Raw genomic sequence first — 22,594 nt, 5'->3', positions numbered from 1 at the left:
GGCTCAGGTAGCCGAAGCCCGCTCGCGGCGCCGGCCGCGGCGCGCGGCGAGCACGCGCTCGATGTGCCTGGTCCCGCCCTTCGTGCCGGCCAGGGCGGCGAACGGCGGGTGGCTGAGCGACGAGCGCTGGGCATTGAGCTTGAGGCGTACGGCGTGGGTCGTGGCGACCCGGAGCACCGCCTGCGGGCCCATCGAGAGCCGGGCGAAGAAGCGGTTGGAGTCGCGGGAGGACGACGTGGCCGCCGCGCCGACGTGGCCGATGCCGCGCTCCTCGGCGAACACGACGGCCGCCTCCATCAGCGCGGAGCCGATGCCGTGGCGGCGGAACTGCGGGAGCACGTGCGGCGACACCGCCTGCACGAGTCGCTCGAGGTTGATCGGTGTCACCGTGGTGGCCCGGAGGTAGACCGCGCCGGCCCGCTCGCCGTCGTACTCCGCGACGATCAGACGGTCGTCGTCGGTGATCCCGGCGGCACCGATGACGGTGTGCAGGTCCTCGTCCTGGTCGGCCGGATCGGCGCGGCGTACGACGTCGGCCCACAGCTCACGCAGGAACGCCACATCGTCAGGGACAGCGTCGCGCATGGTCACGCGTGCATGTGTGGGGTGCCGACTCATACTCACCTCCGGATCGCAGACAGGGTGGATGCCTCTCACCCCCGTGAGCACCGACGCCCGAGACTACGCTCTTGCTTCCCGCTACGCATAGGAGTCCCTTGATCACCGGAATCGGCACCCTCACGAACGTCGCGACCGTGCTGCTCGGCGCCGGCCTCGGCGTACTGCTGGGACACCGGTTGCCCGAGCGCACCCGCGACGTCGTCACCGACGCACTGGGCCTGGTCACCCTGCTCATCGCGGGGACGTCGGCGTGGTCCGTCCTGGACCCCGTGCTCGCCGACGCCGTCGGCTCCAGCGCGCCGATGCTCATCGTGCTGGGCTCGCTGCTGATCGGCGGGATCGCCGGATCCCTGCTGCGGCTCGAGACGCGGGTGGAGTCGCTCGGCGGCTGGCTTCAGCGCCGGCTGGCCAGTGGGGCGAGCTCGGCCGAGCGGCACCGGTTCGTGGAGGGCTTTGTGGCCTCCTCGCTGCTCTTCTGCACCGGTCCGCTGACGATCCTGGGCTCGCTCAGCGACGGCCTGGGCAACGGTGCCGACCAGCTGTTCCTCAAGGCCACGCTCGACGGGTTCGCCGCGATCGCCTTCGCCGCGTCGTTCGGCTGGGGGGTGGCCGCCAGTGCGCTCACCGTGCTGGTGATCCAGGGCGGGCTCACCATCGTCGGCGTGGTGCTGGGCGACGTGCTGCCGGACGCTCACCTCGCCGCGCTCACCGCCACCGGCGGGCTGCTTCTGGTGGGCGTGGCGCTGCGACTGCTGCGGATCAGGGAGATCCCGGTCGCCGACCTGCTCCCGGCCCTGCTCGTCGCCCCGCTGCTGGTGGCCCTCGTCGGGGCGCTGCAGTGACGCAGGTGCGGCGGGCCGAGGCCGGTGACCTGCCGGCCATCGTCGCCCTGCTGGCCGACGACCCGCTGGGCAGTGGCCGGGAGCAGCTCGACGACCTGACGCCCTACCGCGCGGCGTACGACGCCATCGCGGCCGACCCGGGGCAGCTGCTCCTCGTCGCGGTCGGTGGGGACCGAGTCGTCGGCACCATGCAGCTGTCGTTCATCCCCGGCCTGTCCCGGCGCGGCGCCCTGCGTGCGCAGCTGGAGGGGGTGCGGGTGCACCACGACCACCGCAGCCGGGGCCTCGGCGCGGACCTGGTCGCGTGGGCGGTCGACGAGGCGAGGCGCCGCGGCTGCGCGCTGGTGCAGCTGACGACCGACAAGTCGCGACCGGACGCCCACCGCTTCTACGAGCGGCTGGGCTTCCGGGCGTCCCACGAGGGCTTCAAGCTGCAGCTCTGAGGCGTTGCCGCAGGTCTAGACGTCTCCGCCCAGGTAGGCGGCCTTGACCGCGTCGTCGCCGGCGAGCTCCGCGCCGGTGCCTGAGCGGACGATCTCCCCCGTCTCGAGGATGTGCGCGGTGTCGGCGCGCTTGAGCGCCTGGGCGGCGTTCTGCTCGACCAGCAGCACCGTGGTGCCCTGCTGGTTGATCTCCGTGACGATCGAGAAGATCTGCTGGATCAGCTTGGGCGCCAGGCCCATCGACGGCTCGTCGAGCAGGATCAGCCTCGGCTTGGCCATCAGCGCCCGGCCGATGGCCAGCATCTGCTGCTCACCGCCCGACATGGTGCCGGCGACCTGCCCGATCCGCTCGTGGAGCCGCGGGAAGAGCGTCATCACCCGTTCGAAGTCGGCCTTGTGAGCGGCCGAGCCACGGTCCTTGCGGACGTAGGCGCCCATCTCGAGGTTGTCGCGCACTGTCATGCCCACGAAGATGCCCCGGCCCTCAGGCGACTGGCTGATGCCGAGGCTGACGCGCTCGTGCGGCGGCAGGGACGTGATGTCCTTGCCGTCGAACCGCACCGTGCCCTCGCGCACCTTGCGCAGACCCGAGAGGGTCTTGAGCGTGGTGGTCTTGCCGGCACCGTTGGCGCCGATCAGCGTGGTGATGCTGCCTTCCTCGACGTCGAAGGTGATGTCGCGAATGGCCTCGATGTGTCCGTAGTTGACGCACAGACCTTCTACCTCAAGAAGCATCTTCTTCATCCACTCCCAGGTAGGCGGCGATCACGGCGGGGTTGTCACGGATCTCGTCGGGCTTGCCCTCCGCGATCTTTCGTCCGAACTCCAAGACGACGATCCGGTCCGTCACCCCCATCACGAGCTTCATGTCGTGCTCGATGAGGAGCACGGTGTAGCCCTGGTCGCGCACCCGCTTGATCAGCTCCATGAGCTTGACCTTCTCTGCGGGGTTGAAGCCGGCGGCCGGCTCGTCGAGGCAGATCAGCTTGGGCTCGGTCGCCATCGCCCGTGCGATCTCCAGGCGCCGCTGGTCGCCGTAGGACAGGTTGGCGGCGAGCTCGTCGGCGTGCCGCTCGATCCCCATGAACCGCAGCAGCTCCATGCCGCGGGTGTGGCCGTGCTCCTCCTCGCGACGGTGACGCGGCAGGCGGAACAGGGCACTCGCCATGCCGGTGGAGTGCTGGGCGTCGGCGCCGACCATGACGTTCTCGAGCGCGGTCATCGCCTTGAAGAGCCGGATGTTCTGGAACGTCCGGGCGATGCCGAGCTTGGTGATCTGGAACCGCTTGCGGCCCTTCAGCGACGTGCCTTGGAAGCGGATGTCTCCGCTCGTGGGCGAGTAGACACCCGTGATCGCGTTGAAGCAGGTCGTCTTGCCGGCGCCGTTGGGCCCGATGAGGCCGAGGATCTCGCCCTCGCGGATCTCGAAGGACACGTCGTCGAGGGCCGTGAGGCCACCGAACTGCAGTGTGAGGTTCGAGACGTCGAGGACCGTGGCCCTCGTGTCGGTCTGCTCAGACACGGGACCCCTCCTCGTCGTCGGTGCCCACTTCGAGGGCTTCGATCTCCTGCTGCATCTGTTTGGCTCTCACCGTACGGCGCGGCGGCAGCAGGCCCTCCGGCCGGAGGATGGCGAGGAGCATCAGCGCCAGGCCGAAGACCAGCACGCGGAAGTCGGCGAAGTCACGGAACCTCTCGGGGAGGTAGGCCACCAGGATCGCGCCCACCACGACGCCCCACCGGTTGCCCTGTCCGCCGACCACGACGGCCGCCAGGAACAGGATCGAGAAGAGCAGCGGGAACGACAAGGGGTTGATGAAGCTCTGCCGGCTGGCGTACAGGGCGCCGGCCAGGCCGCCGATGAAGGCGCCGGAGGCGAAGGCGAGGAGCTTGAACTTGAACGTCGGCACGCCCATCAGCTCGGCGGCGTCCTCGTCCTCGCGGGTCGCCTCCCACGCGCGCCCGACGCGGCTGTCCTTGACCAGGCGGTCGGCGAACAGCACGATGATGACGACCGTCAGGCCGAGCCAGTAGTAGGGGATCTGGTCGAGCACGCCGAACTCGACGAACTTGGTCGTGTCGTTGAAGTCCAGCAGCGGGACGCCGGTGTCCCAGTTGAGGTGCGGGATCTCGAAGAGGTTCAGGCTCGGCGGGCGGGCGATGTTGGAGATGCCCCGGGAGTCGCCCAGCCACCCGGAGTTGACCGCGACGAGCCGGATGATCTCGCCGAAGCCGAGCGTCACGATCGCGAGGTAGTCGCCGCGCACGCGCAGCGTCGGCGCCCCGAGCAGGATGCCGGAGATCGTCGTCGTCACCATCGCGACGGGGATGGCCAGCAGCAGCGGCCAGTTGGCGTGGAACGAGGTCAAGATGGCGGCGGTGTAGGCGCCGACCGCGTAGAAGCCGATGTAGCCGAGGTCGAGCAGACCGGCGTAGCCGACGACGATGTTCAGGCCGAGCGCCACGATGCAGTAGATGGTCACGGTGAACAGCACGCCGCCGAAGTCGGTGCCGGGCGGGGAGATGAAGGGCGGCTCGAGCAGGGGAAGCGCGTACGCCAGCAACGCGGCCAGGATGAGCAGCGCGACCTTGACCGGCTTGGGCAGCCCGGCCATCCGCTCCCGCAGTCCCAGGGACTTGATCTTGGTGCCCCGTGGGGCGGTCGACGTGCTCACGTGCGTGCCTTTCCGAGGGACTCGCCCAAGATGCCGGTGGGGCGGAAGAGCAGGATGACGACGAGCAGCACGAACGCGACGACGTCGCGCCACTCCGAGCCGAAGAGCGCCGATCCCCAGTTCTCCACGACACCGAGGACCAGGCCACCCAGCAGCGCACCCCGCAGGTTGCCGATGCCACCGAGCACGGCGGCGGTGAACGCCTTGACCCCGAGCAGGAAGCCCGCGTCGTACCGGGTGGAGCCGATCTTCAGCATGTAGAGGAAGGCTGCGGCGCCGGCCATGATGCCGCCGAGCAGGAAGGTCACCTGCACGGCACGCGTCGCGTTGACGCCCATGAGGGCTGCCGTCTCCGGGTCCTGGGCGGTCGCCCGGATGCCCCGGCCGAGCCGGGATCGCCGGACGAACTGGTCGAGGGCGACCATCATCAAGATCGCCGAGCCGATGACCAGCAGGTCGAGGGTGGTGACCCGGTAGTTGCCGATGGAGAACAGGTCCTGCCGCTGCAGGATCGACGGCATGCTGCGGTTGATCCGCGCGCCGCTGACGTACTCGCTCAGGTTGTCCTCGAGGCCGAACCAACCGGCCACCCGGTCGCGCAGGCCCATCAGCTCGGCCAGCACGAACGAGGCGCCGATCGCGGAGATCAGGGCGATCAGCCGGGGCGCGTTGCGCTTGAGGAGCGGCCGGTAGGCGAACTTCTCGAGGATCAGTGCGATCGCGGCGGACATCGCCATCGCCGCGAACAACGCCGCCACCAAGATCACGATGGTCCGGCCGGTGCCCACGTCGCCGTCACCGCCGAGCGCCATCACGGTCCACAGTGCGGCGAAGGTGCCGTACATGAACACTTCGGAGTGAGCGAAGTTGATGAGCTGCAGGACGCCGTACACCATGGTGTAGCCGAGGGCGATGAGGGCATAGATCGCGCCGAACGCCAGACCAGTGACGGTCAGTTCGGGCAAGTTGCTGAACAGGAAGTCGAAGTTCACCAAGCCTCCAGGGCCTTGAGTGTTGCATGGTTGAGGCCGGGGGGCATGCCCCCCGGCCGCAACGATTGATGCTTGTTCTTCAGCTAACCCGTCAGCTGATCTCCTGGTCGGAGACGATCTCGCCGCCCTCGACCTTGTAGGCGTAGACGTGGACGTCGGCCGGCTCGCCGGTCTCGTCGAACTTCAGCTGCTTGGTGACGCCGGCCTCGTCGTAGTTGTTGACGAACTCCAGCATGTCCTCGCGGGTGCTGATGCCCTCCTCGATGCCGTCGAGGAAGATGTTCGCCGAGTCGTACGCCTCAGCGGCGTAGGTGCCGGGGGGGCCACCGAACTCGGCCTCGTAGGCGTCGGCGAACTCGGTCACGGCCGGGTCCTCGGCGGGGATGCACGGGCAGGTGACGATGGTGCCCTCGGCGGCGTCGCGCGCTGCCTCGATGTAACCGGGGTCCTTCACGCCGTCGGCCACCACGAAGGTGCCCTTGAAGCCGGCCTCGCGCAGCTGCCGGACGAGCAGTCCCGCCTCGGCGTAGTAGCCGCCGAAGAACACCGTGTCGGCCTTGGAGGAGTTCGCCTTGGTCACGGTGGCGGAGAAGTCGGTCTGCCCGACCTGGATCGTGTCGGAGTCGACGACCATGTCGCCCAGCTCGTCCTGGACGATGCCGGCGAGGCCGGCGCCGTATTCGGACGCGTCGTCGATCACGAAGATCGCCTTGGCCTTGATGGTGTCGCGGATGTACTTCGCGGCAGCCGGGCCCTGGGTGGCGTCGTTGCCGAGCGCACGGTGGAAGGTGTCCCAGCCGTTCTCGGCGAGCGTCGGGTTGGTCGCGGACGGGGAGATCGTCGGGAGGCCGCCCTCGGCGAAGATGGGTCCGGCCGCTGCCGACTCACCGGAGAAGGCGGGTCCGACGACGCCGATGATGGCGTCGTTGCCCACGGCCTCGGTGGCCAGCGAGGGGGCCTGGTCGGGGCTGCCCTGCGAGTCGATCTTGTCGAAGCCGACCTCGCAGTCGGCGTCCTCGTTGTACTGGTCGATGGCCAGCTGCGCGCCGTTGATGATCGGCTCACCGAGGCCGGCGGCCGGGCCGGTCTGCGGGCCGAAGAAAGCCAGCGTCACGTCGCAGGCGGCGCTGTCGCTGCCGCCGCCACCGCCGCCGTCGCCACCGTCGTCGGTCGTACCACAGGCGCTCAGGGTGAGCCCTGCAGTGGCAATCAGTGCGGCGAGTGCGCGCACGTGCTTCTTGGAACGGGTCATGAATCCTCCGCAGAGCTGGGCCGCAGGCGTGAATCACACCACGGTCGTTGGTGGACCGAAACCTAGCACCAAGAACGCGGCGTGGGCATGACTCAGCAGAGGGGTATTTCGTTCGTTGCCGATTCGTGACGTACGGCGTAACGAACGCCTGCCCCCCGGGTTACGCCGCCGTCACCTGCTGGGCACCCCGTGCTCGACCACTCCCTCGGCCACCTGGCGCATCGAGAGCCGCAGATCCATGGCCGTGCGCTGGATCCAGCGGAAGGCCTCGGGCTCGCTCAGGCCCAGCTCTGCCTGCAGCATGCCCTTGGCCCGATCCATGGCCTTGCGGGTCTCCAGGCGCTCCGTGAGGTCGGCCACCTCGGCCTCCAGCGACTGCGTCTCAGCGAAGCGGCTGACCGCCATCGCGATGGCCGGCACGAGGTCCTGCTTGGTGAACGGCTTGACCAGGTAGGCCATGGCGCCGGCGTCGCGGGCCCGCTCGACCAGCTCGCGCTGGGAGAAGGCCGTCAGGATGACGACCGGCGCGATCCGCTCCTCCGCGATCCGCTCGGCTGCGGCGATGCCGTCGAGCACCGGCATCTTCACGTCCAGGATCACCAGGTCGGGGCGGAGCTCCAGCGCCAGCTCGATCGCCCGGGCGCCGTCGCCGGCCTGGCCGACGACGTCGTATCCCTCCTCGGCCAGCATCTCCGCGAGGTCCATCCGGATGAGGGCCTCGTCCTCGGCGATCACGACACGGGGCGAAGCGGGGGTCTCCGACGGAAGTGGGCACACACCCGCAGGCTATCGCCGCGCCGGGCCACTCCCCAGTCGAGGGTGCCTGCCGGGTCGGGTAGCGTTTGCGGTCGCCGAGCCCCGGTAGTCCAACGGCAGAGACAATGGTCTCAAACACCATCCAGTGTGAGTTCGAATCTCACCCGGGGCACCCGTGCTGGGTCGCTCGTCCGGCTGCCCGGGTGCTCGGGGGCCGTCGGTTGGGCAGAAACCGCACGTCCGGGGCCTAAAAACCTGCGGTTTGGGACCAAACGACAACCCCCACGCCGCACATCGGCAGCTCCTCCGCCGCACGGAGCCGCCGCAGCACACCGCGCTTCCACACCCACGATTGGGCAGAAACCGCACGTCCGGGGCCCGAAAACCTGCGGTTTGGGACCAAACGACAACCCCCACGCCGCACATCGGCAGCTCCCCCGCCGCACGGAGCCGCCGCAGCACACCGCGCTTCCACACCCACGATTGGGCAGAAACCGCACGCCCGGGGCCCGAAAACCTGCGGTTTGGGACCAAACGACCACCCCCACGCCGCACATCGCCCGCTCCCCCGCCCCACGGAGCCGCCGCAGCACACCGCGCTTCCACACCCTCGATTGGGCAGAAACCGCACGCCAGGGGCCCGAAAACCTGCGGTTTGGGACCAAACGACAGCCCCACGAGCCGACTGCCCGGCACCACGACGGCCCCGCCCGGGGAACCCCATGTGCCTCGGGCGGGACCGACTGCGCTCACACGGAGAGCCGGGGCGACGTACGGGGTGGTGGCGACGCCCACGACGCGCCCACGCCAGGTCAGTGGCGTCGGGTCACGCGTGGACCATCGACCAGGACCGGCAGGACATGAGGACTTTGCGGACCGTCCGGTCAGGTCAGCGGCGTCGGTAGGCCGGGGCGACCTCGTTGATCGCGTCGCCCATCCGGTGGATGCGCAGCGCGTTGGTCGACCCGGGGATGCCGGGCGGGCTGCCCGCGATGATGACGACCCGGTCGCCCTCCTTGACGCGGCCGATCTGCAGCAGCGCCTCGTCGACCTGGCGCACCATCTCGTCAGTGTGCTCGACCGTCTGGGTCAGGAACGTCTCGACGCCCCAGGTGAGCGACAGCTGCGAGCGGACCACGGGCTCCGGGGTGAAGGCCAGCACCGGGATCGAGCCGCGGTAGCGAGCCAGCCGGCGGGCGGAGTCGCCGCTCTGGGTGAAGGCGACGAGGTACGACGCGTCGGTGCGCTCCGCGACCTCGGCGGCAGCCTTCGCGATAACGCCTCCGGGGGTGCGCGGCTGCCAGTCGATGGCGGCCATGCTCGGCAGGGCGTGGTCCTCGGTCGAGCTGATGATGCGGGCCATGGTGCGCACCGCCTCGAACGGGTAGGCACCCACGCTCGTCTCCCCCGAGAGCATCACCGCATCGGCACCGTCGAGCACGGCGTTCGCCACGTCACTGGCCTCCGCGCGCGTCGGGGCGGGGTTGCTGATCATCGACTCGAGCATCTGGGTCGCCACGATCACCGGCTTGGCGTTGCGGCGGGCCTTCTCGACGACGAGCTTCTGGAGGAACGGCACGTCCTCGAGGGGACACTCGACGCCGAGGTCGCCGCGGGCGACCATGAACCCGTCGAACGCGTTGACGATCTCGTCGATGTTGTTGATCGCCTGCGGCTTCTCGATCTTGGCGATCAGCGGGACCATCACCCCCTCCTCGCGCATCACGCGCCGGACGTCGTCGGCGTCGGCGGCCGACCGCACGAACGACAGGGCCACGAAGTCGACGCTCAGGCGCAGGGCGAACCGGAGGTCGTCGATGTCCTTCGCCGACACCGCCGGCACGGAGACCGCCACCCCGGGCAGGTTGATGCCCTTGTTGTTGCTGACCGGTCCGCCGACCATCACCTCGGTCGTGACGTCGGTGTCGCTGACCTCGATGACCTTCAGCCGGACCCGGCCGTCGTCGATGAGGATCGGGTCGCCGGGGGCGACGTCGCCGGGCAGCCCCTTGTACGTCGTCCCGCAGATGACTCCGTCACCCATCACGTCGCGGGTGGTGATGGTCCAGGTCTGGCCGACCTCGAGCTCGACCGGGCCGTCGGCGAACCTCTCGAGGCGGATCTTCGGCCCCTGCAGGTCGGCGAAGATGCCCACGCCGTGACCGGTCGCGTCGCTCGCCTCGCGCACGAGGCGGTAGCTGCGGGCATGGTCATCGTGGGAGCCGTGGCTCATGTTGAGCCGGGCGACATCCATGCCGGCGTCGACGAGGGTCCGGATCTGCTCGGGCGACGAGGTCGCCGGACCGAGGGTGCAGACGATCTTTGCTCTACGCACGCCGCGACCCTACTACTTGAACGATCCAATCCGAGTGGCTGCCGAGCCAGCCGGTCGAACGAGTCAGACGGTCAGCGGCCGAGCGGTCGGCGGGATCGGGACGGGCAGCGTCGTCGAGCCGGTGAGGTAGGTGTCGACGGCGGCCGCTGCGGCACGTCCTTCGGCGATGGCCCACACGATCAGCGACTGCCCACGACCGGCGTCGCCGGCCACGAAGACACCCGGCACGGACGCGGCGTACTGGCCGTCCCGCGCGACGTTGCCGCGCTCGTCCAGGTCGACCCCGAGCTGCTCGACCAGGCCCTCCCTCTCGGGACCAGTGAAGCCCATCGCGAACAGCACCAGCTCGGCCGGGATCTCCCGGTCGGTGCCCGGCACCGGCTGGAACCTCTCGTCGACGTCGACCACGCGCAGGGCGCGCACCCGGCCCTGCTCGTCGCCGAGGAACTCGGTGGTCGAGGTGGCGTAGACGCGACTCTGCACACCCAGTGAGGCGCCCTCCTCGTGGGCCGAGGACACCCGGAAGGTCATCGGGTACGACGGCCACGGCTGGCCCTCGGGCCGCTGCTCGGGGGGCCGGGCCATGATCTCGAGCTGGGTGATGGACGCGGCACCCTGACGGATCGAGGTGCCGAGGCAGTCGGCTCCCGTGTCGCCTCCGCCGATGATGACGACGTTGCGTCCCTCGGCGGTGATCTGGCCCTCGACCTCCTCGCCGAGCGAGACGCGGTTGGACTGCGGGAGGAACTCCATCGCCTGGTGGATGCCGTCGAGCTCGCGGCCGGGCACGTCGAGGTCGCGGCCCACGGTCGAGCCGGTGGCCAGCACCACGGCGTCGTACCGCTCGCGCAGCCGGGTGCCGGTCAGCTCGCCGGTGCCCACGCTCACGCCGGCGCGGAAGACGGTGCCCTCGCGGCGCATCTGCTCGAGCCGGCGGTCGAGGTGCTTCTTCTCCATCTTGAACTCGGGGATGCCGTAGCGGAGCAGGCCCCCGATCTTGTCGGCCCGCTCGTAGACCGCGACGGTGTGGCCCGCGCGGGTGAGCTGCTGGGCGGCGGCCAGGCCGGCCGGACCGGACCCGACGACGGCCACCGTCTTGCCGGAGAGCCACTCGGGCGGCTGGGGCCGGACGTAGCCGGACTCCCAGGCGCGGTCGATGATGGAGACCTCGACGTTCTTGATCGTGACGGGGTCCTGGTTGATGCCCAGCACGCAGGCGGTCTCGCACGGCGCCGGGCACAGCCGCCCGGTGAACTCCGGGAAGTTGTTGGTGGCGTGCAGCCGCTCGATGGCACCCTCCCAGTCGTCACGCCAGACCAGGTCGTTCCACTCCGGGATGATGTTGCCCAGCGGGCAGCCCTGGTGGCAGAACGGGATGCCGCAGTCCATGCAGCGACCCGCCTGGGTGCTGATGATCGGCAGCAGCGCACGGCCGATGCCGTCGGGGTAGACCTCGTTCCAGTCCTGGGTGCGCTCGGCGACGGCGCGACGCGAAGGCACCTCGCGGCCGTGCTTGAGGAATCCCTTGGGGTCAGCCATGAAGCACCTCCATGATCCGGGCCGCGGCCTCGTCCTCGGTCAGGCCCTCGGCGAGAGCCTCGGCGCGGGCCTCCAGGACCCTCTTGTAGTCGCTCGGCATCACCAGCGAGAACCGGGTGCGGGCAGCCGTCCAGTCGGCGAGCAGCCCGGCCGCGACGGTCGAGCCGGTCTCGTCGCGGTGGCGCTCGACGAGCTCGCGCAGCTCCTCCGCGCGCTCGTCGTCGAGCGGGGCCAGCCCGACGAGCTCGTGGTTGACCCGCTGCGGGTCGAGATCGAGCACGAAGGCGTAGCCGCCGGACATGCCTGCCGCGAAGTTGCGCCCCGTCGGTCCGAGTACGACGACGCGGCCACCGGTCATGTACTCGCACCCGTGGTCGCCGACGCTCTCGACCACGGCCGTGGCGCCGGAGTTGCGCACGCAGAACCGCTCGCCCACCCCGCCACGCAGGAAGATCTCCCCCGACGTGGCGCCGTACCCGATGGTGTTGCCGGCGATGACCTGCTCGTGCGCCTCGAAGGTGGCGCTGTCGTGCGGACGCACGACGATGAGGCCGCCGGAGAGTCCCTTGCCGACGTAGTCGTTGGCGTCGCCCACGAGTCGCAGGGTCACCCCGCGCGGCACGAACGCACCGAACGACTGGCCGGCCGAGCCGGTGAGGGTGAGGTCGATGGTCCCGTCGGGCAGGCCCGCACCCCGGTAGCGCTTGGTCACCTCGTGACCGAGCATCGTGCCGACGGTGCGGTTGACGTTGCGGACGGTCAGCTCGGCACGGACCTGCTCGCCGCGCTCGAGGGCGGGCGCCGCGAGCTCGATCAGGCGGTTGTCGAGCGCCTTGTCGAGCCCGTGGTCCTGGGACTTGGTCCGGTGCAGGTCCTGGTCGGCGAACTGGCCGCCGAACTCCTCGTTGAGGTTGACCTGGTGGAGGATCGGCGTCAGGTCGAGCCCGGTCGCCTTCCAGTGGTCGACGGCCCGGGTGACGTCGAGGACGCCCACCTGGCCGATCGCCTCGTCCAGGGTGCGGAACCCCAGCTCGGCGAGGATCTCGCGAACCTCCTCGGCGACGTACTCGAAGAAGTTCACGACGAACTCCGGCTTGCCGGTGAAGCGCTCGCGCAGAACGGGGTTCTGGGTGGCGACGCCGACCGGGCAGGTGTCGAGGTGGCAGACGCGCATCATGATGCAGCCGCTGACCACCAGTGGCGCGGTGGCGAAGCCGTACTCCTCAGCGCCGAGCAGGGCGGCGATCACCACGTCGCGTCCGGTCTTCAGCTGGCCGTCGGCCTGCACCACGATCCGGTCGCGCAGGCCGTTGAGCAGCAGCGTCTGCTGGGTCTCGGCCAGGCCGAGCTCCCAGGGACCGCCGGCGTGCTTGAGCGACGTCAGCGGGGAGGCGCCGGTGCCGCCGTCGTGGCCGGAGATGAGCACGACGTCGGCGTGCGCCTTGGAGACGCCCGCCGCGACCGTGCCGACCCCCACCTCGGCGACCAGCTTGACGTGCACCCGCGCCGCGGGGTTGGCGTTCTTGAGGTCGTGGATCAGCTGGGCGAGGTCCTCGATGGAGTAGATGTCGTGGTGCGGCGGCGGGCTGATCAGGCCCACGCCGGGCGTCGAGTGCCGGGTCTTGGCCACCCACGGGTAGACCTTGTGACCGGGCAGCTGGCCGCCCTCGCCCGGCTTCGCGCCCTGCGCCATCTTGATCTGGATGTCGTCGGCGTTGGTGAGGTACTCGCTGGTCACGCCGAACCGGCCCGACGCCACCTGCTTGATCGACGAGCGACGCTCGGGGTCGTGGAGGCGATCGGCGTCCTCGCCGCCCTCACCGGTGTTGGACTTGCCGCCCAGCCGGTTCATGGCGATCGCCAGGGTCTCGTGCGCCTCCTGGCTGATCGACCCGTAGGACATCGCGCCGGTCGAGAAGCGCTTGACGATCTCGGAGACCGGCTCGACCTCGTCGATGCTGATCGGCGTCCGCTCGCCCTCTTTGAACCGGAAGAGCCCACGCAGCGTCATCAGCCGCTCCGACTGCGCGTCGACCGTGGCGGTGTACTGCTTGAAGACGTCGTAGCGGCCGGAGCGGGTGGCGTGCTGGAGCCGGAAGACGGTCTCGGGGTCGAACAGGTGCGGCTCGCCCTCGCGGCGCCACTGGTACTCGCCGCCGATCGCCAGCTCGCGGTGCGCGGGGGCGATGCCACCGCGCGGGTACGCCGTGGCGTGCCGGCGGGCGACCTCCTCGGCGATCGTGTCGAGCTCGATGCCGCCGAGCTTGGACGTGGTGCCGGTGAAGTACTTGTCGACCACGCTCTGGGAGAGGCCGACGGCCTCGAAGATCTGCGCGCCGGTGTAGGACGCGACCGTGGAGACGCCCATCTTGGACATCACCTTCAAGACGCCCTTGCCGAGGCCCTTGACGAGGTTCCTGACCGCCACCTCGGGCTCGGCCTTGACGTAGTAGCCCTCCCGGGCGAGGTCTTCGACGGACTCCATGGCGAGGTAGGCGTTGACCGCGGCCGCGCCGTACCCGATCAGCAGGGCGACGTGGTGCACCTCGCGCACGTCACCGGCCTCGACGAGAAGGCCGACCTGGGTGCGGGTCTTCTCGCGGACCAGGTGGTGGTGCACGGCACCGGTGAGGAGCAGCGACGGGATCGGCGCCAGCTCTGCGGTGCAGTGCCGGTCGGAGAGCACGATGATGCGCGCTCCCCCGGCGATCGCCTCGGACACCTCGGCGCAGATCTCGTCGAGGCGCGAGGCCATCGCGGCGCCGCCGCCCTCGACCTCGTAGAGGCCGCGGGAGACGTGGGTGATGAAGCCGGGCATGTCGCCGTCGCGGTTGATGTGCCGGATCTTGGCGAGGTCGTCGTTGGAGATCACCGGGAACGGCAGCACGACCTGGCGGCACGACGCGGGCGTCGGGTCCAGCAGGTTGGCCTCCGGGCCGATGGTGCCCGAGAGCGAGGTCACGAGCTCCTCGCGGATGGCGTCGAGCGGCGGGTTCGTGACCTGCGCGAACAGCTGCGCGAAGTAGTCGAAGAGCAGTCGCGGCTTCTCCGACAACGCGGCGATCGGGGTGTCGGTGCCCATCGATCCCAGCGGCTCCGCGCCGGTGTTGGCCATCGGCGTGAGCAGGACGCGCAGCTCCTCCTCGGTGTAGCCGAAGACCTGCTGCCTGCGGGTGACCGAGGCGTGGGTGTGCACGATGTGCTCACGCTCGGGGATGTCGTCGAGATGGATCTGACCAGCGTGGAGCCACTCGTCGTAGGGGTTCTCGGCGGCGAGCTCGGCCTTGACCTCCTCGTCCTCGATGATCCGGTGCTCGTCGGTGTCGACGAGGAACATCCGGCCCGGCTGCAGCCGGCCCTTGCGCACGATGGTGGCCGGGTCGAGGTCGAGCACGCCGACCTCGGACGCCAGCACGACGAGGCCGTCGTCGGTCACCCAGTAGCGGGAGGGGCGGAGGCCGTTGCGGTCGAGCACCGCGCCGATCTGCGAGCCGTCGGTGAACACCACGCACGCGGGGCCGTCCCACGGCTCCATCAGGGCCGAGTGGAACTCGTAGAACGCCTTGCGGGCGGCGTCCATCTCGGTGTGGTTCTCCCAGGCCTCGGGGATCATCATCAGCACCGAGTGGGGCAGCGACCGGCCGCCCATGTGGAGCAGTTCGAGCACCTCGTCGAAGGACGCGGAGTCGGAGTGGCCGGGGGTGCAGATGGGGTAGAGCCGGTCGAGGTCGCCCGGGATCAGGTCGGAGTCGAGGAGCGCCTCACGGGCACGCATCCAGTTGCGGTTGCCCATGACGGTGTTGATCTCGCCGTTGTGGGCGATGAACCGGAACGGGTGGGCCAGCGGCCAGCTCGGGAACGTGTTGGTGGAGAAGCGGGAGTGCACCACGGCCAGGGCCGAGGCGATGCGCTCGTCGAGCAGGTCGGGGAAGAAGTTGTCGAGCTGATCGGTGGTGAGCATGCCCTTGTAGGCGAGCGTGCGCGACGACAGCGATGGGAAGTAGACGTCGGTCTCGTGCTCCGCGCGCTTGCGCAGGCAGAAGGCGAGGCGCTCGAGGGCCATGCCGGAGACCCGCTTGCCGTCACCCGCGACGAACAGCTGGATGAAGGCCGGCATCACTCCGCGCGCGGTGGCCCCCAGGATGCCGGGTTCGACCGGGACGTCGCGCCAACCGAGGACGGCGAGGCCCTCCTCGGCCGCGATCTCCTCGATGCGCTGGCGGGTCTTGGCCACCTGCTCGGCGTCGCCGGGGACGAACGCCGTACCGACGGCGTAGGAGTGCTGGGGCGGCAGCTCGAAGTCGACCACGCCGCGCAGGAACGCGTCGGGCACCTGCAGCAGGATGCCCGCGCCGTCGCCGGAGTTCACCTCGGCGCCCGCGGCACCACGGTGGTCGAGGTTGCGCAGGGCGGTCAGCGCCTTCGCCACGATGTCGTGGCTGGCCACACCCGTGAGCGTGGCGACGAAGGCCACACCACACGCGTCGTGCTCGTGGCGGGGGTCGTAGAGCCCCTGGGCTTGCGGGGTTGCCCAAGGTCCGGGTCGTGCCCCGGCTGCGGGCGGCGGGAACGCGTGCATGTGCATTCTCCCGTCGTCGTCTGCGCCCACGAGGTGGGCGAACTGGCTGGCCCGTGCCGGAGCAGGTTCCGGGCACGGGGTTCGGTGCAGGTCTGGCGGTGCTGCGCGGGACGACGTTGGCCCAAGCTGTTGCGCGGAAAGGCTAACACCCGGCAACGACCGGTGGGATCGCCGTTTCAGGCCTTGGAACGTTCGTGCCGCGCTCCTGAGACGGCGGTCCGGGGCCTATCAGCCCCGCTCGGCCGAACCCGTCTCACCGCTCCTCGGGCCGGGCCTCCGGCGTCGGTGAGGGTGCGTCCCCGCCTGCTCGTGGACCCGGCTCCGGCTCCACGCTGGTGAGGTCGGACCGGTCGGCGGCGACGTCGCCGCCAGCCTCAGCCGGCTCGTCGGCCTGCTCGGCACGCTCGGACCCCGCGACCGGGCGGCCGTCGGTGTAGACGACCTCCTCGCGGCCCGGACGGTTGCGCGTGGCCCACACGAAGTAGGCCAGGGCCAGCACGAACAGCACGATCGAGGTCCAGACGTTGAGCCGCAGGCCGAACACGTCGTTCATCTGGACGGTGTCGATGCGGAGGTACTCGATCCAGCCCCGGCCCGCTGTGTAGGCCATCACGTAGAGCGCGACGACCCGGCCGTGCCCGAGGCGGAACCTCCGGTCGGCCCAGACCACCACCGCGAACGCAGCGAGGTTCCAGATGAACTCGTAGAGGAACGTGGGGTGGAAGGTGGCGAAGTCGAGGTAGCCGGGCGGCCGGTGGGCCGCGTCGATCTCGAGGGCCCACGGCGCGTCCGTCGGGCGGCCGAAGAGCTCCTGGTTGAACCAGTTGCCCCACCTGCCCAGCGCCTGGCCGATGAGTACGGCGGGCGCGAGCGTGTCGAGCATCGGCAGCAGCTTGATGTGCTTGCGCCTGGCGCCGATCGCCGCGCCCAGCGCACCGAGCGCCACCGCGCCCCAGATGCCGAGGCCGCCGCGCCAGACGTAGAGCGCCGTGACCGGGTTGCGGTCCTCACCGAAGTAGAGGTGGTAGTCGGTGATCACGTGGTAGAGCCGGCCGCCGACCAGGCCGAACGGCACCATCCAGATGGCGAGGTCCTGCACGTCGCCGAAGGTGCCGCCGCGGGCCACCCAGCGACGCTCGGCGACCCAGATCGACAAGATGATCCCGACGATGATGCTGAGCGCGTAGCCGCGCAGCGGCACCGGGCCGAGGTTCCAGACGCCGTCGGACGGGCTGGGGATGAACGCGGCGTAGAGGTCGAGGGGCACGGTCAGGCTCCTTCGTCGAGCAAGGTCTTGATGTCGTCGGCGAACTCGGCAGCCGAGGTCTCCTCGGTCCACACAACGTGGGCCCGGTCGTCGGCGGTGATGCCGACGACCTGGGTGCCGTGCGCCACCTCGTAGCCGCCCGAGGGCAGCTTCTCACCCTTCTCGACGGCGATGGCGAGAGAGTCGGCGTTGGCGATGATCGTATCGAGGTCGCCGGTGAGCCCGACGAAGTCCGGGTCGAACCGGTCGACGAACCTGCGCACCTTCTCGCGGTCGTCGACCGCCGGATCGGTCGTGACGAAGACCACGTCGACCTCTGCACGCTGGGCGTCGTCGAGGCGAGTGACCGCGGAGGCGAGCGAGCTCATCACGATGCTGCAGATGTCGGGGCAGCTGGTGTAGCCGAAGAACACCAGCGTCAGCGGCTTGTCGGTGCTGTCGGCCAGGGAGTACGGCGACCCGTCGGTCGCGGTCAACGGCGCGGTGGGCACGGTGTAGGGCTGGTCGAGGCGCGCTCCGTGGAGGCCGTCCTCGTCGGGCGGCAGGACGACCTGGCCCGCTGCGCCGCACCCGCTCACCAGCAGGGCGGCGACGAGCAGGCCGAGCAGCGACCTAGGCACGGCGTACTCCCTCGGCCAGGTCGGTGGTGAGGTCCCTCAGGGCCTTCAGGGCGGCCTTCCGGTCGCCGGCGTGGTCGAGGACGGCGCGGACGAACGCGGAGCCGACGATCACGCCGTCGGCGTACGACGCGACCTCGGCTGCCTGGCGGCCGTTGGAGACGCCCAGACCCACGCACACCGGCAGCTCGGTCGTCGCGCGGGTGCGGGCCACCAGCGGACCGGCGAGATCGCTCGTGCTCGTGCGGGCGCCGGTGACCCCCATCACCGCGGTGGCGTAGACGAAGCCACGGCAGGCGGCGGTGGTCATCTTGATGCGCTCGTCTGTGGAGGACGGCGCTACCAGGAAGATCTTGTCGAGGTCGTGGACGTCGGCGGCGGCGATCCAGCCCTCGGCGCTGTCGGGGGTCAGGTCGGGAGTGATCAGCCCCGCTCCCCCGGCGTCGGCGAGGTCGGCGGCGAAGCGGTCGACGCCGTAGCGCTCGACGGGGTTCCAGTAGGTCATCACGACGGTGGGCACGCCCGTCGCGGCGACCGCCTCGACAGTGCGGAGCACGTCGGTGGTCCGGACGCCGCGGTCGAGCGCCTGCTGCGCCGCTGCCTGGATGGTCGGGCCGTCCATCACCGGGTCGCTGTAGGGCAGTCCGACCTCGATCACGTCACAGCCGGCGTCGACCATGCAGCGCATCGCCTCGATGGAGCCGTCGACGTCGGGGAAGCCGGCCGGCAGGTAGCCGACCAGCGCCGAGCGCCCCTCGGCCCGGGCGGCCTCGAAGGCACGCGAGACGCTCATACCGGCTCCTCCTCGGGCTCGCCGAGCCCGAAGTGCTCGATGGCGGTCCCCATGTCCTTGTCACCGCGACCGGACAGGTTGATCAGCACGGTCGCGTCGGGCCCCTTCTCGGCCGCCAGGCGCTCGGCCACCCGGAGCCCTCCGGCGATGGCGTGCGCGCTCTCGATCGCTGGGATGATGCCCTCGGTGCGGCTGAGCAGGGCCATCGCCTCCATCGCCTCGGCGTCGGTGACGGGCGTGTACGTCGCCCGGCCGATCGCCGCGAGGTGGGCGTGCTGGGGTCCGACGCCCGGGTAGTCGAGACCGGCTGAGATCGAGTGCGACTCCACGGTCTGGCCGTCGTCGTCCTGGAGCACGAAGGTGCGGGCCCCGTGGAGCACCCCACTGGCGCCGGCGTGGATGGTCGCCGCGTGCCGGCCGGTGTCGACTCCCTCGCCGCCGGGCTCGAAGCCGTGGATGGCGACGCCGTCGTCGTCGAGGAACGCGGTGAAGAGCCCGATGGCGTTGGAGCCGCCGCCCACGCACGCCGCGATCGCGTCCGGCAGCACGCCGTACTGCTCGAGGCACTGGGCGCGGGCCTCGTCGCCGATGCCGCGGCAGAAGTCGCGGACCATGCTCGGGAAGGGGTGCGGCCCGGCCGCGGTCCCGAAGAGGTAGGCGGTGTGGTCGACGGAGGCGACCCAGTCGCGCAGGGCCTCGTTGATGGCGTCCTTGAGGGTCGCGCTGCCGGAGTCGACCGGCACGACCTTCGCGCCGAGCAGCTGCATGCGGGCGACGTTGAGCGCCTGGCGCCGGGTGTCGACCGAGCCCATGTAGACGGTGCAGTCCATCCCGAAGTACGCCGCGGCGGTGGCGCTGGCGACGCCGTGCTGCCCGGCGCCGGTCTCGGCGATGACCCGGGTCTTGCCCATGCGGCGCGTCAGCAGGGCCTGCCCGAGCACGTTGCGGATCTTGTGGGCCCCGGTGTGGTTGAGGTCCTCGCGCTTGAGCAGGATGCGGGCGCCGACCAGCTTGCTGAGCCGCTCCGCGTAGTAGAGCCGGCTCGGCGTGCCGGCGTAGTCGGTGAGGATCGCGTCGAACTCCGCCACGAACTCCGGGTCGGCCATGGCGTCCTGCCACGCGGCCGTCAGCTCGTCGAGTGCGGCGACGAGGGCCTCCGGCATGAAGCGTCCGCCCCAGCGCACGCCGCCGGGCGCGCCGAAGTAGCCGAGCTCGTCGGCGTCGTAGGTGTGGGTCATGCCTGCACTCCTGTCATCTGCCGCACGGCCCGCTCGGGGTCGCCGTCGCGGACCAGGGCCTCGCCGACGAGAACGACGCGAGCCCCCTCGCCGACGAATCGCCGCACGTCGTCGGGGCCGCCGATGCCGGACTCGGCCACGAGGACGCGGTCGTCGGGGATCAGGGGGGCCAGCCGGCCGAACGCGTCCGCGTCGACGGCGAGGGTCTTGAGGTTGCGGGCGTTGACGCCGATCAGCTCGGCTCCCAGGTCGACCGCCCGCTCCGTCTCGGCCTCGTCGTGGACCTCGACCAGCACGGTCAGCCCGAGCTCGACCGCCTCGTCGTGGAGGCGGCGCAGGTCGTCGTGGCCGAGCGCGGCCACGATCAGCAGGGCCAGGTCGGCACCGGCGGCGCGGGCCTCGACGAGCTGGTAGCTCTCGACGATGAAGTCCTTGCGCAGCAGCGGCACGTCGACGGCGGCGCGGACCGCGCGCAGGTCGTCGAGGCTGCCGCCGAAGCGGCGCTTCTCGGTCAGCACGCTGATCGCCGCGGCGCCGCCGCGGGCATAGGCACCCGCGAGCGCGGCCGGGTCGGCGATGTCGGCAAGGTCCCCCTTGCTCGGACTCTTGCGCTTGACCTCGGCGATGACGCTGGACCCGGCGGCGCGGAACGCGGGCATCGGGTCACGGGGCGGTACGACGTCGGCGAGCGCGGCGCGCAGCTCGGTCACCGGGACCGAGGCACGGCGCTGCTCGAGGTCGTCGCGCACGCCGGCCACGATCTCGTCGAGCACGGACACGACTTGCCTCCAGACGGGCGGATGGGTGTGGGTCCAGCCTCTCACCCCGGCGGTCGGCGCCGACGCCGGGCTCACGGGCCGGAAGGCTGCTAGGACGCGAGCCAGCTGCCAGCAGGCAGGTTGCGCACGAGCATGAAGACGCCCGCCACAGCCGCGAGCGTCCACCACACCCACACCGGCGGGACGAGCGGTGCCATGGCGTCTCCCCCGTGCCAGCACGCGACCACGCGTCGCAACCACAGCAGGAGGATCGCCGGGAGGGCGACCATCAGCAGCAGGTTGCTGGAGAGCGCCGCCCCGACGTCGAGGTGCGTCAGGTCGTTGACCGCTCGCAGGCTGCCGCACATGGGGCAGTCGAAGCCGAGGAGCGCCGTCGGGCACCGGCCCCACGAGCCGCCGGCGTGCGGGTCGCGGACGTAGAGGGCTGCGGTCGCCAGCATCGCCAGACCGGCGGCGCCGAGGGGCGAGGCAAGCCGCCGGGCGCGGGACCGCTCGGTGTCGCGGCCCGCCAGGTCAGCGGGTGGGCTCGGTGGTGAGCTCATCTTTGTGGTCGGTCGCGTCGCCGTGCAGCCCCAGCTTGGCCATCACGAGGAACACCGGCAGTGCGACGGCGCCCAGGGCGAGACCGATCCAGAAGAGCGTCAGGTTGACCGGGCTGAGCATCAGCGCGATGCCACCCACGAGGAACCCGAGCATGGCCACGCCGACGGCCGTCCATGCCGCGGGGGTGTTGCCGTGGTTGTCAGCCATGAGGTGCTCCTGTGTTCCGGTCGGGTGCTGTGCTCGAGTCTAGGAGATCGGTCAGCCGGTGGGGTCGCGCCCCTCGTCGATGGCCTTCCACAGCTCCTGGCTCTCATCGCTCGCCGGGTCGGGCCGCTTCGGCTCACGGGATGCGGGGGCGTCGTACTTGCTGCCCATCTCGGGCCACGACCGCACGAACCGCACGGCGGCCACGGCCGCGGCGAGCGACAGCAGCGCCCCGACGACGGCCGCCCAGAACCACGCCGTCCAGGAGAACTCGGGCTCGGTGCCGACGAAGTCGCGAAGCGCCGTACGGAACTGGTCGTCGAGGGTGAACCAGCCCGCCACCACGGTCGCGGCCAGGCCGAGGGCCGTGAGCAGCGCCAGCCAGGTCACCACCCGGCGTACGCGGCCGCGGGTGACGAGTACGACGCCCCAGCAGGCGAGCAGAACCAGGGCCAGCGCGCCCGCCAGCGGCATCTGCCCGACGCCCGACTCGGCCATCAGCACCGAGGCGTAGGCAGAGCCCGGCTCGACGTCATCCGCCCCCGCGTGCAGCCACGCCTTCGTGCCCGCGACCGCGCTGAGCCCGGCACCGGCCAGGCCGAGCAGCACCACCGGTCCGAAGGTACGCCGGCGCTCAGCCACCCGCTGCTCCGTCGTCGAGCAGCACGTCGGCGTCGAAGCAGGTGCGGTCGCCGGTGTGGCAGGCGACCCCCACCTGGTCGACGGTGACGAGCAGGGTGTCCCCGTCGCAGTCGAGGCGCACCCCTCGCACGTGCTGGTGGTGGCCGGACGTGTCCCCCTTCACCCAGTACTCCTGGCGGCTGCGGCTCCAGTACGTCGCCCGGCCGGTCGTGAGGGTGCGCGCCAGCGCCTCGGCGTCCATCCAGCCGAGCATCAGCACCTCGCCGGTGCCCTGCTGCTGGACAACCGCCGGCACGAGCCCGTCGGGGTTGAACACCACGCGGGCGGCGATCGCTGGATCGAGTTCGGTCACGGGTCCAGTATCCCGCCGTGCCGGGAGCACCCGGGTACCGCCGTCTCAGCCCAGCTCGCCGAGCATCGCCTGGAGGCCCGTCGGGTAGAGCGGGATGTCGGCCGAGCAGCCTGGGTGCCAGCAAC

At 70.7% G+C, this 22,594-nt stretch carries 21 protein-coding genes and 1 tRNA gene; 3 read left to right on the top strand and 19 right to left on the bottom strand.

The genetic code is table 11. From position 1 onward, the window contains the following. Positions 1-3: 3 nt before the first annotated feature. Positions 4-585 (bottom strand): GNAT family N-acetyltransferase, encoded by a 582-nt coding sequence (locus ACP7BP_RS09115; protein WP_426244782.1) that lies wholly within the window; start codon positions 583-585, stop codon positions 4-6. Positions 586-716: 131 nt separating this feature from the next. On the opposite strand from ACP7BP_RS09115, the gene ACP7BP_RS09110 reads away from it, so the two are divergent. Both ACP7BP_RS09110 and ACP7BP_RS09105 read left to right on the top strand, forming a co-directional pair. Beyond that, complete coding sequence (locus ACP7BP_RS09110) at positions 717-1,463, top strand: DUF554 domain-containing protein (protein ID WP_426244259.1); 747 nt, start codon at positions 717-719, stop codon at positions 1,461-1,463. Continuing rightward, positions 1,460-1,906 carry a GNAT family N-acetyltransferase gene (locus ACP7BP_RS09105; RefSeq protein WP_426244258.1) on the top strand — a complete coding sequence of 149 codons (447 nt, stop codon included), beginning with the start codon at positions 1,460-1,462 and terminating at the stop codon, positions 1,904-1,906. The genes ACP7BP_RS09110 and ACP7BP_RS09105 overlap by 4 nt, the downstream gene beginning before the upstream one ends. 15 nt (positions 1,907-1,921) lie before the next feature. On the opposite strand, the gene ACP7BP_RS09100 is transcribed toward ACP7BP_RS09105, so the two are convergent. The 6 genes from ACP7BP_RS09100 to ACP7BP_RS09075 form a co-directional block, all read right to left on the bottom strand. Beyond that, positions 1,922-2,641, bottom strand: coding sequence for an ABC transporter ATP-binding protein (locus tag ACP7BP_RS09100; protein ID WP_426244256.1), 720 nt, complete (start codon positions 2,639-2,641; stop codon positions 1,922-1,924). After that, entirely contained in the window at positions 2,631-3,428 is a 798-nt protein-coding gene (locus tag ACP7BP_RS09095; protein WP_426244255.1) for an ABC transporter ATP-binding protein, read from the bottom strand. Before ACP7BP_RS09095 ends, ACP7BP_RS09100 begins: the two co-directional genes overlap by 11 nt. Further along, a complete protein-coding gene (locus tag ACP7BP_RS09090) occupies positions 3,421-4,581 on the bottom strand; it encodes a branched-chain amino acid ABC transporter permease (protein WP_426244254.1) in 1,161 nt (386 codons plus the stop codon). The genes ACP7BP_RS09095 and ACP7BP_RS09090 overlap by 8 nt, the downstream gene beginning before the upstream one ends. Next, positions 4,578-5,573: a branched-chain amino acid ABC transporter permease gene (locus tag ACP7BP_RS09085; protein WP_426244253.1), complete on the bottom strand. Its 996-nt coding sequence runs from the start codon at positions 5,571-5,573 to the stop codon at positions 4,578-4,580. The genes ACP7BP_RS09090 and ACP7BP_RS09085 overlap by 4 nt, the downstream gene beginning before the upstream one ends. 91 nt (positions 5,574-5,664) lie before the next feature. Then, positions 5,665-6,825 (bottom strand): branched-chain amino acid ABC transporter substrate-binding protein, encoded by a 1,161-nt coding sequence (locus ACP7BP_RS09080; RefSeq protein ID WP_426244252.1) that lies wholly within the window; start codon positions 6,823-6,825, stop codon positions 5,665-5,667. Positions 6,826-6,996: 171 nt separating this feature from the next. Beyond that, the gene (locus ACP7BP_RS09075; RefSeq protein WP_426244251.1) at positions 6,997-7,560 is read right to left on the bottom strand and encodes an ANTAR domain-containing response regulator; all 564 of its coding nucleotides are present in this window, start codon (positions 7,558-7,560) and stop codon (positions 6,997-6,999) included. A 120-nt stretch (positions 7,561-7,680) separates the two neighbouring features. On the opposite strand from ACP7BP_RS09075, the gene ACP7BP_RS09070 reads away from it, so the two are divergent. Further along, a tRNA-Leu gene (locus ACP7BP_RS09070) sits at positions 7,681-7,753 on the top strand. Between the two features lie 717 nt (positions 7,754-8,470). Here ACP7BP_RS09070 and pyk read toward each other — a convergent pair. The 12 genes from pyk to hisI form a co-directional block, all read right to left on the bottom strand. Next, positions 8,471-9,916: a pyruvate kinase gene (pyk, locus tag ACP7BP_RS09065; protein ID WP_426244250.1), complete on the bottom strand. Its 1,446-nt coding sequence runs from the start codon at positions 9,914-9,916 to the stop codon at positions 8,471-8,473. A 63-nt stretch (positions 9,917-9,979) separates the two neighbouring features. Beyond that, a complete protein-coding gene (locus tag ACP7BP_RS09060; RefSeq protein ID WP_426244249.1) occupies positions 9,980-11,455 on the bottom strand; it encodes a glutamate synthase subunit beta in 1,476 nt (491 codons plus the stop codon). Further along, complete coding sequence (gene gltB / locus ACP7BP_RS09055; protein WP_426244248.1) at positions 11,448-16,034, bottom strand: glutamate synthase large subunit; 4,587 nt, start codon at positions 16,032-16,034, stop codon at positions 11,448-11,450. The genes ACP7BP_RS09060 and gltB overlap by 8 nt, the downstream gene beginning before the upstream one ends. A 253-nt stretch (positions 16,035-16,287) precedes the next feature. After that, a complete protein-coding gene (gene lgt / locus ACP7BP_RS09050; RefSeq protein WP_426244247.1) occupies positions 16,288-17,301 on the bottom strand; it encodes a prolipoprotein diacylglyceryl transferase in 1,014 nt (337 codons plus the stop codon). Positions 17,302-17,303: 2 nt separating this feature from the next. Beyond that, positions 17,304-17,921, bottom strand: a complete 618-nt coding sequence (locus ACP7BP_RS09045) for an SCO family protein (protein ID WP_426244246.1) — start codon at positions 17,919-17,921, stop codon at positions 17,304-17,306. Next, on the bottom strand, positions 17,914-18,711 hold the full coding sequence (gene trpA, locus ACP7BP_RS09040) for a tryptophan synthase subunit alpha (RefSeq protein WP_426244245.1): 798 nt from the start codon (positions 18,709-18,711) through the stop codon (positions 17,914-17,916). The genes ACP7BP_RS09045 and trpA overlap by 8 nt, the downstream gene beginning before the upstream one ends. Then, complete coding sequence (trpB, locus tag ACP7BP_RS09035) at positions 18,708-19,949, bottom strand: tryptophan synthase subunit beta (RefSeq protein WP_426244244.1); 1,242 nt, start codon at positions 19,947-19,949, stop codon at positions 18,708-18,710. Before trpB ends, trpA begins: the two co-directional genes overlap by 4 nt. Further along, positions 19,946-20,728 carry an indole-3-glycerol phosphate synthase TrpC gene (trpC, locus tag ACP7BP_RS09030; protein ID WP_426244243.1) on the bottom strand — a complete coding sequence of 261 codons (783 nt, stop codon included), beginning with the start codon at positions 20,726-20,728 and terminating at the stop codon, positions 19,946-19,948. Before trpC ends, trpB begins: the two co-directional genes overlap by 4 nt. 89 nt (positions 20,729-20,817) lie before the next feature. Then, entirely contained in the window at positions 20,818-21,270 is a 453-nt protein-coding gene (locus ACP7BP_RS09025; RefSeq protein WP_426244242.1) for a DUF2752 domain-containing protein, read from the bottom strand. Continuing rightward, complete coding sequence (locus ACP7BP_RS09020; RefSeq protein WP_426244241.1) at positions 21,242-21,478, bottom strand: HGxxPAAW family protein; 237 nt, start codon at positions 21,476-21,478, stop codon at positions 21,242-21,244. Before ACP7BP_RS09020 ends, ACP7BP_RS09025 begins: the two co-directional genes overlap by 29 nt. A gap of 51 nt (positions 21,479-21,529) precedes the next feature. Beyond that, the gene (locus ACP7BP_RS09015; protein ID WP_426244240.1) at positions 21,530-22,117 is read right to left on the bottom strand and encodes a Trp biosynthesis-associated membrane protein; all 588 of its coding nucleotides are present in this window, start codon (positions 22,115-22,117) and stop codon (positions 21,530-21,532) included. Next, a complete protein-coding gene (hisI, locus tag ACP7BP_RS09010) occupies positions 22,110-22,469 on the bottom strand; it encodes a phosphoribosyl-AMP cyclohydrolase (protein WP_426244239.1) in 360 nt (119 codons plus the stop codon). The genes ACP7BP_RS09015 and hisI overlap by 8 nt, the downstream gene beginning before the upstream one ends. Positions 22,470-22,594: the final 125 nt, after the last annotated feature.

The organism is Nocardioides sp. LHG3406-4 (assembly GCF_049897745.1).
In the GTDB taxonomy this organism is placed as follows: Bacteria; Actinomycetota; Actinomycetes; order Propionibacteriales; family Nocardioidaceae; genus Nocardioides.
Note: the sequence above shows the minus strand (reverse complement) of the source record. Positions and strands in the feature narration are given on the sequence as shown.

Coding starts and splice junctions, on each gene's coding strand:
- ACP7BP_RS09100 (WP_426244256.1), bottom strand. CDS start 2,641: ATGCTTCTTGAGGTAGAAGGTCTGTGCGTCAACTACGGACACATCGAG.
- trpA (WP_426244245.1), bottom strand. CDS start 18,711: ATGAGCGTCTCGCGTGCCTTCGAGGCCGCCCGGGCCGAGGGGCGCTCG.
- ACP7BP_RS09020 (WP_426244241.1), bottom strand. CDS start 21,478: ATGGCTGACAACCACGGCAACACCCCCGCGGCATGGACGGCCGTCGGC.
- ACP7BP_RS09115 (WP_426244782.1), bottom strand. CDS start 585: ATGCGCGACGCTGTCCCTGACGATGTGGCGTTCCTGCGTGAGCTGTGG.
- trpB (WP_426244244.1), bottom strand. CDS start 19,949: ATGACCCACACCTACGACGCCGACGAGCTCGGCTACTTCGGCGCGCCC.
- ACP7BP_RS09060 (WP_426244249.1), bottom strand. CDS start 11,455: ATGGCTGACCCCAAGGGATTCCTCAAGCACGGCCGCGAGGTGCCTTCG.
- ACP7BP_RS09025 (WP_426244242.1), bottom strand. CDS start 21,270: ATGAGCTCACCACCGAGCCCACCCGCTGACCTGGCGGGCCGCGACACC.
- gltB (WP_426244248.1), bottom strand. CDS start 16,034: ATGCACGCGTTCCCGCCGCCCGCAGCCGGGGCACGACCCGGACCTTGG.
- ACP7BP_RS09080 (WP_426244252.1), bottom strand. CDS start 6,825: ATGACCCGTTCCAAGAAGCACGTGCGCGCACTCGCCGCACTGATTGCC.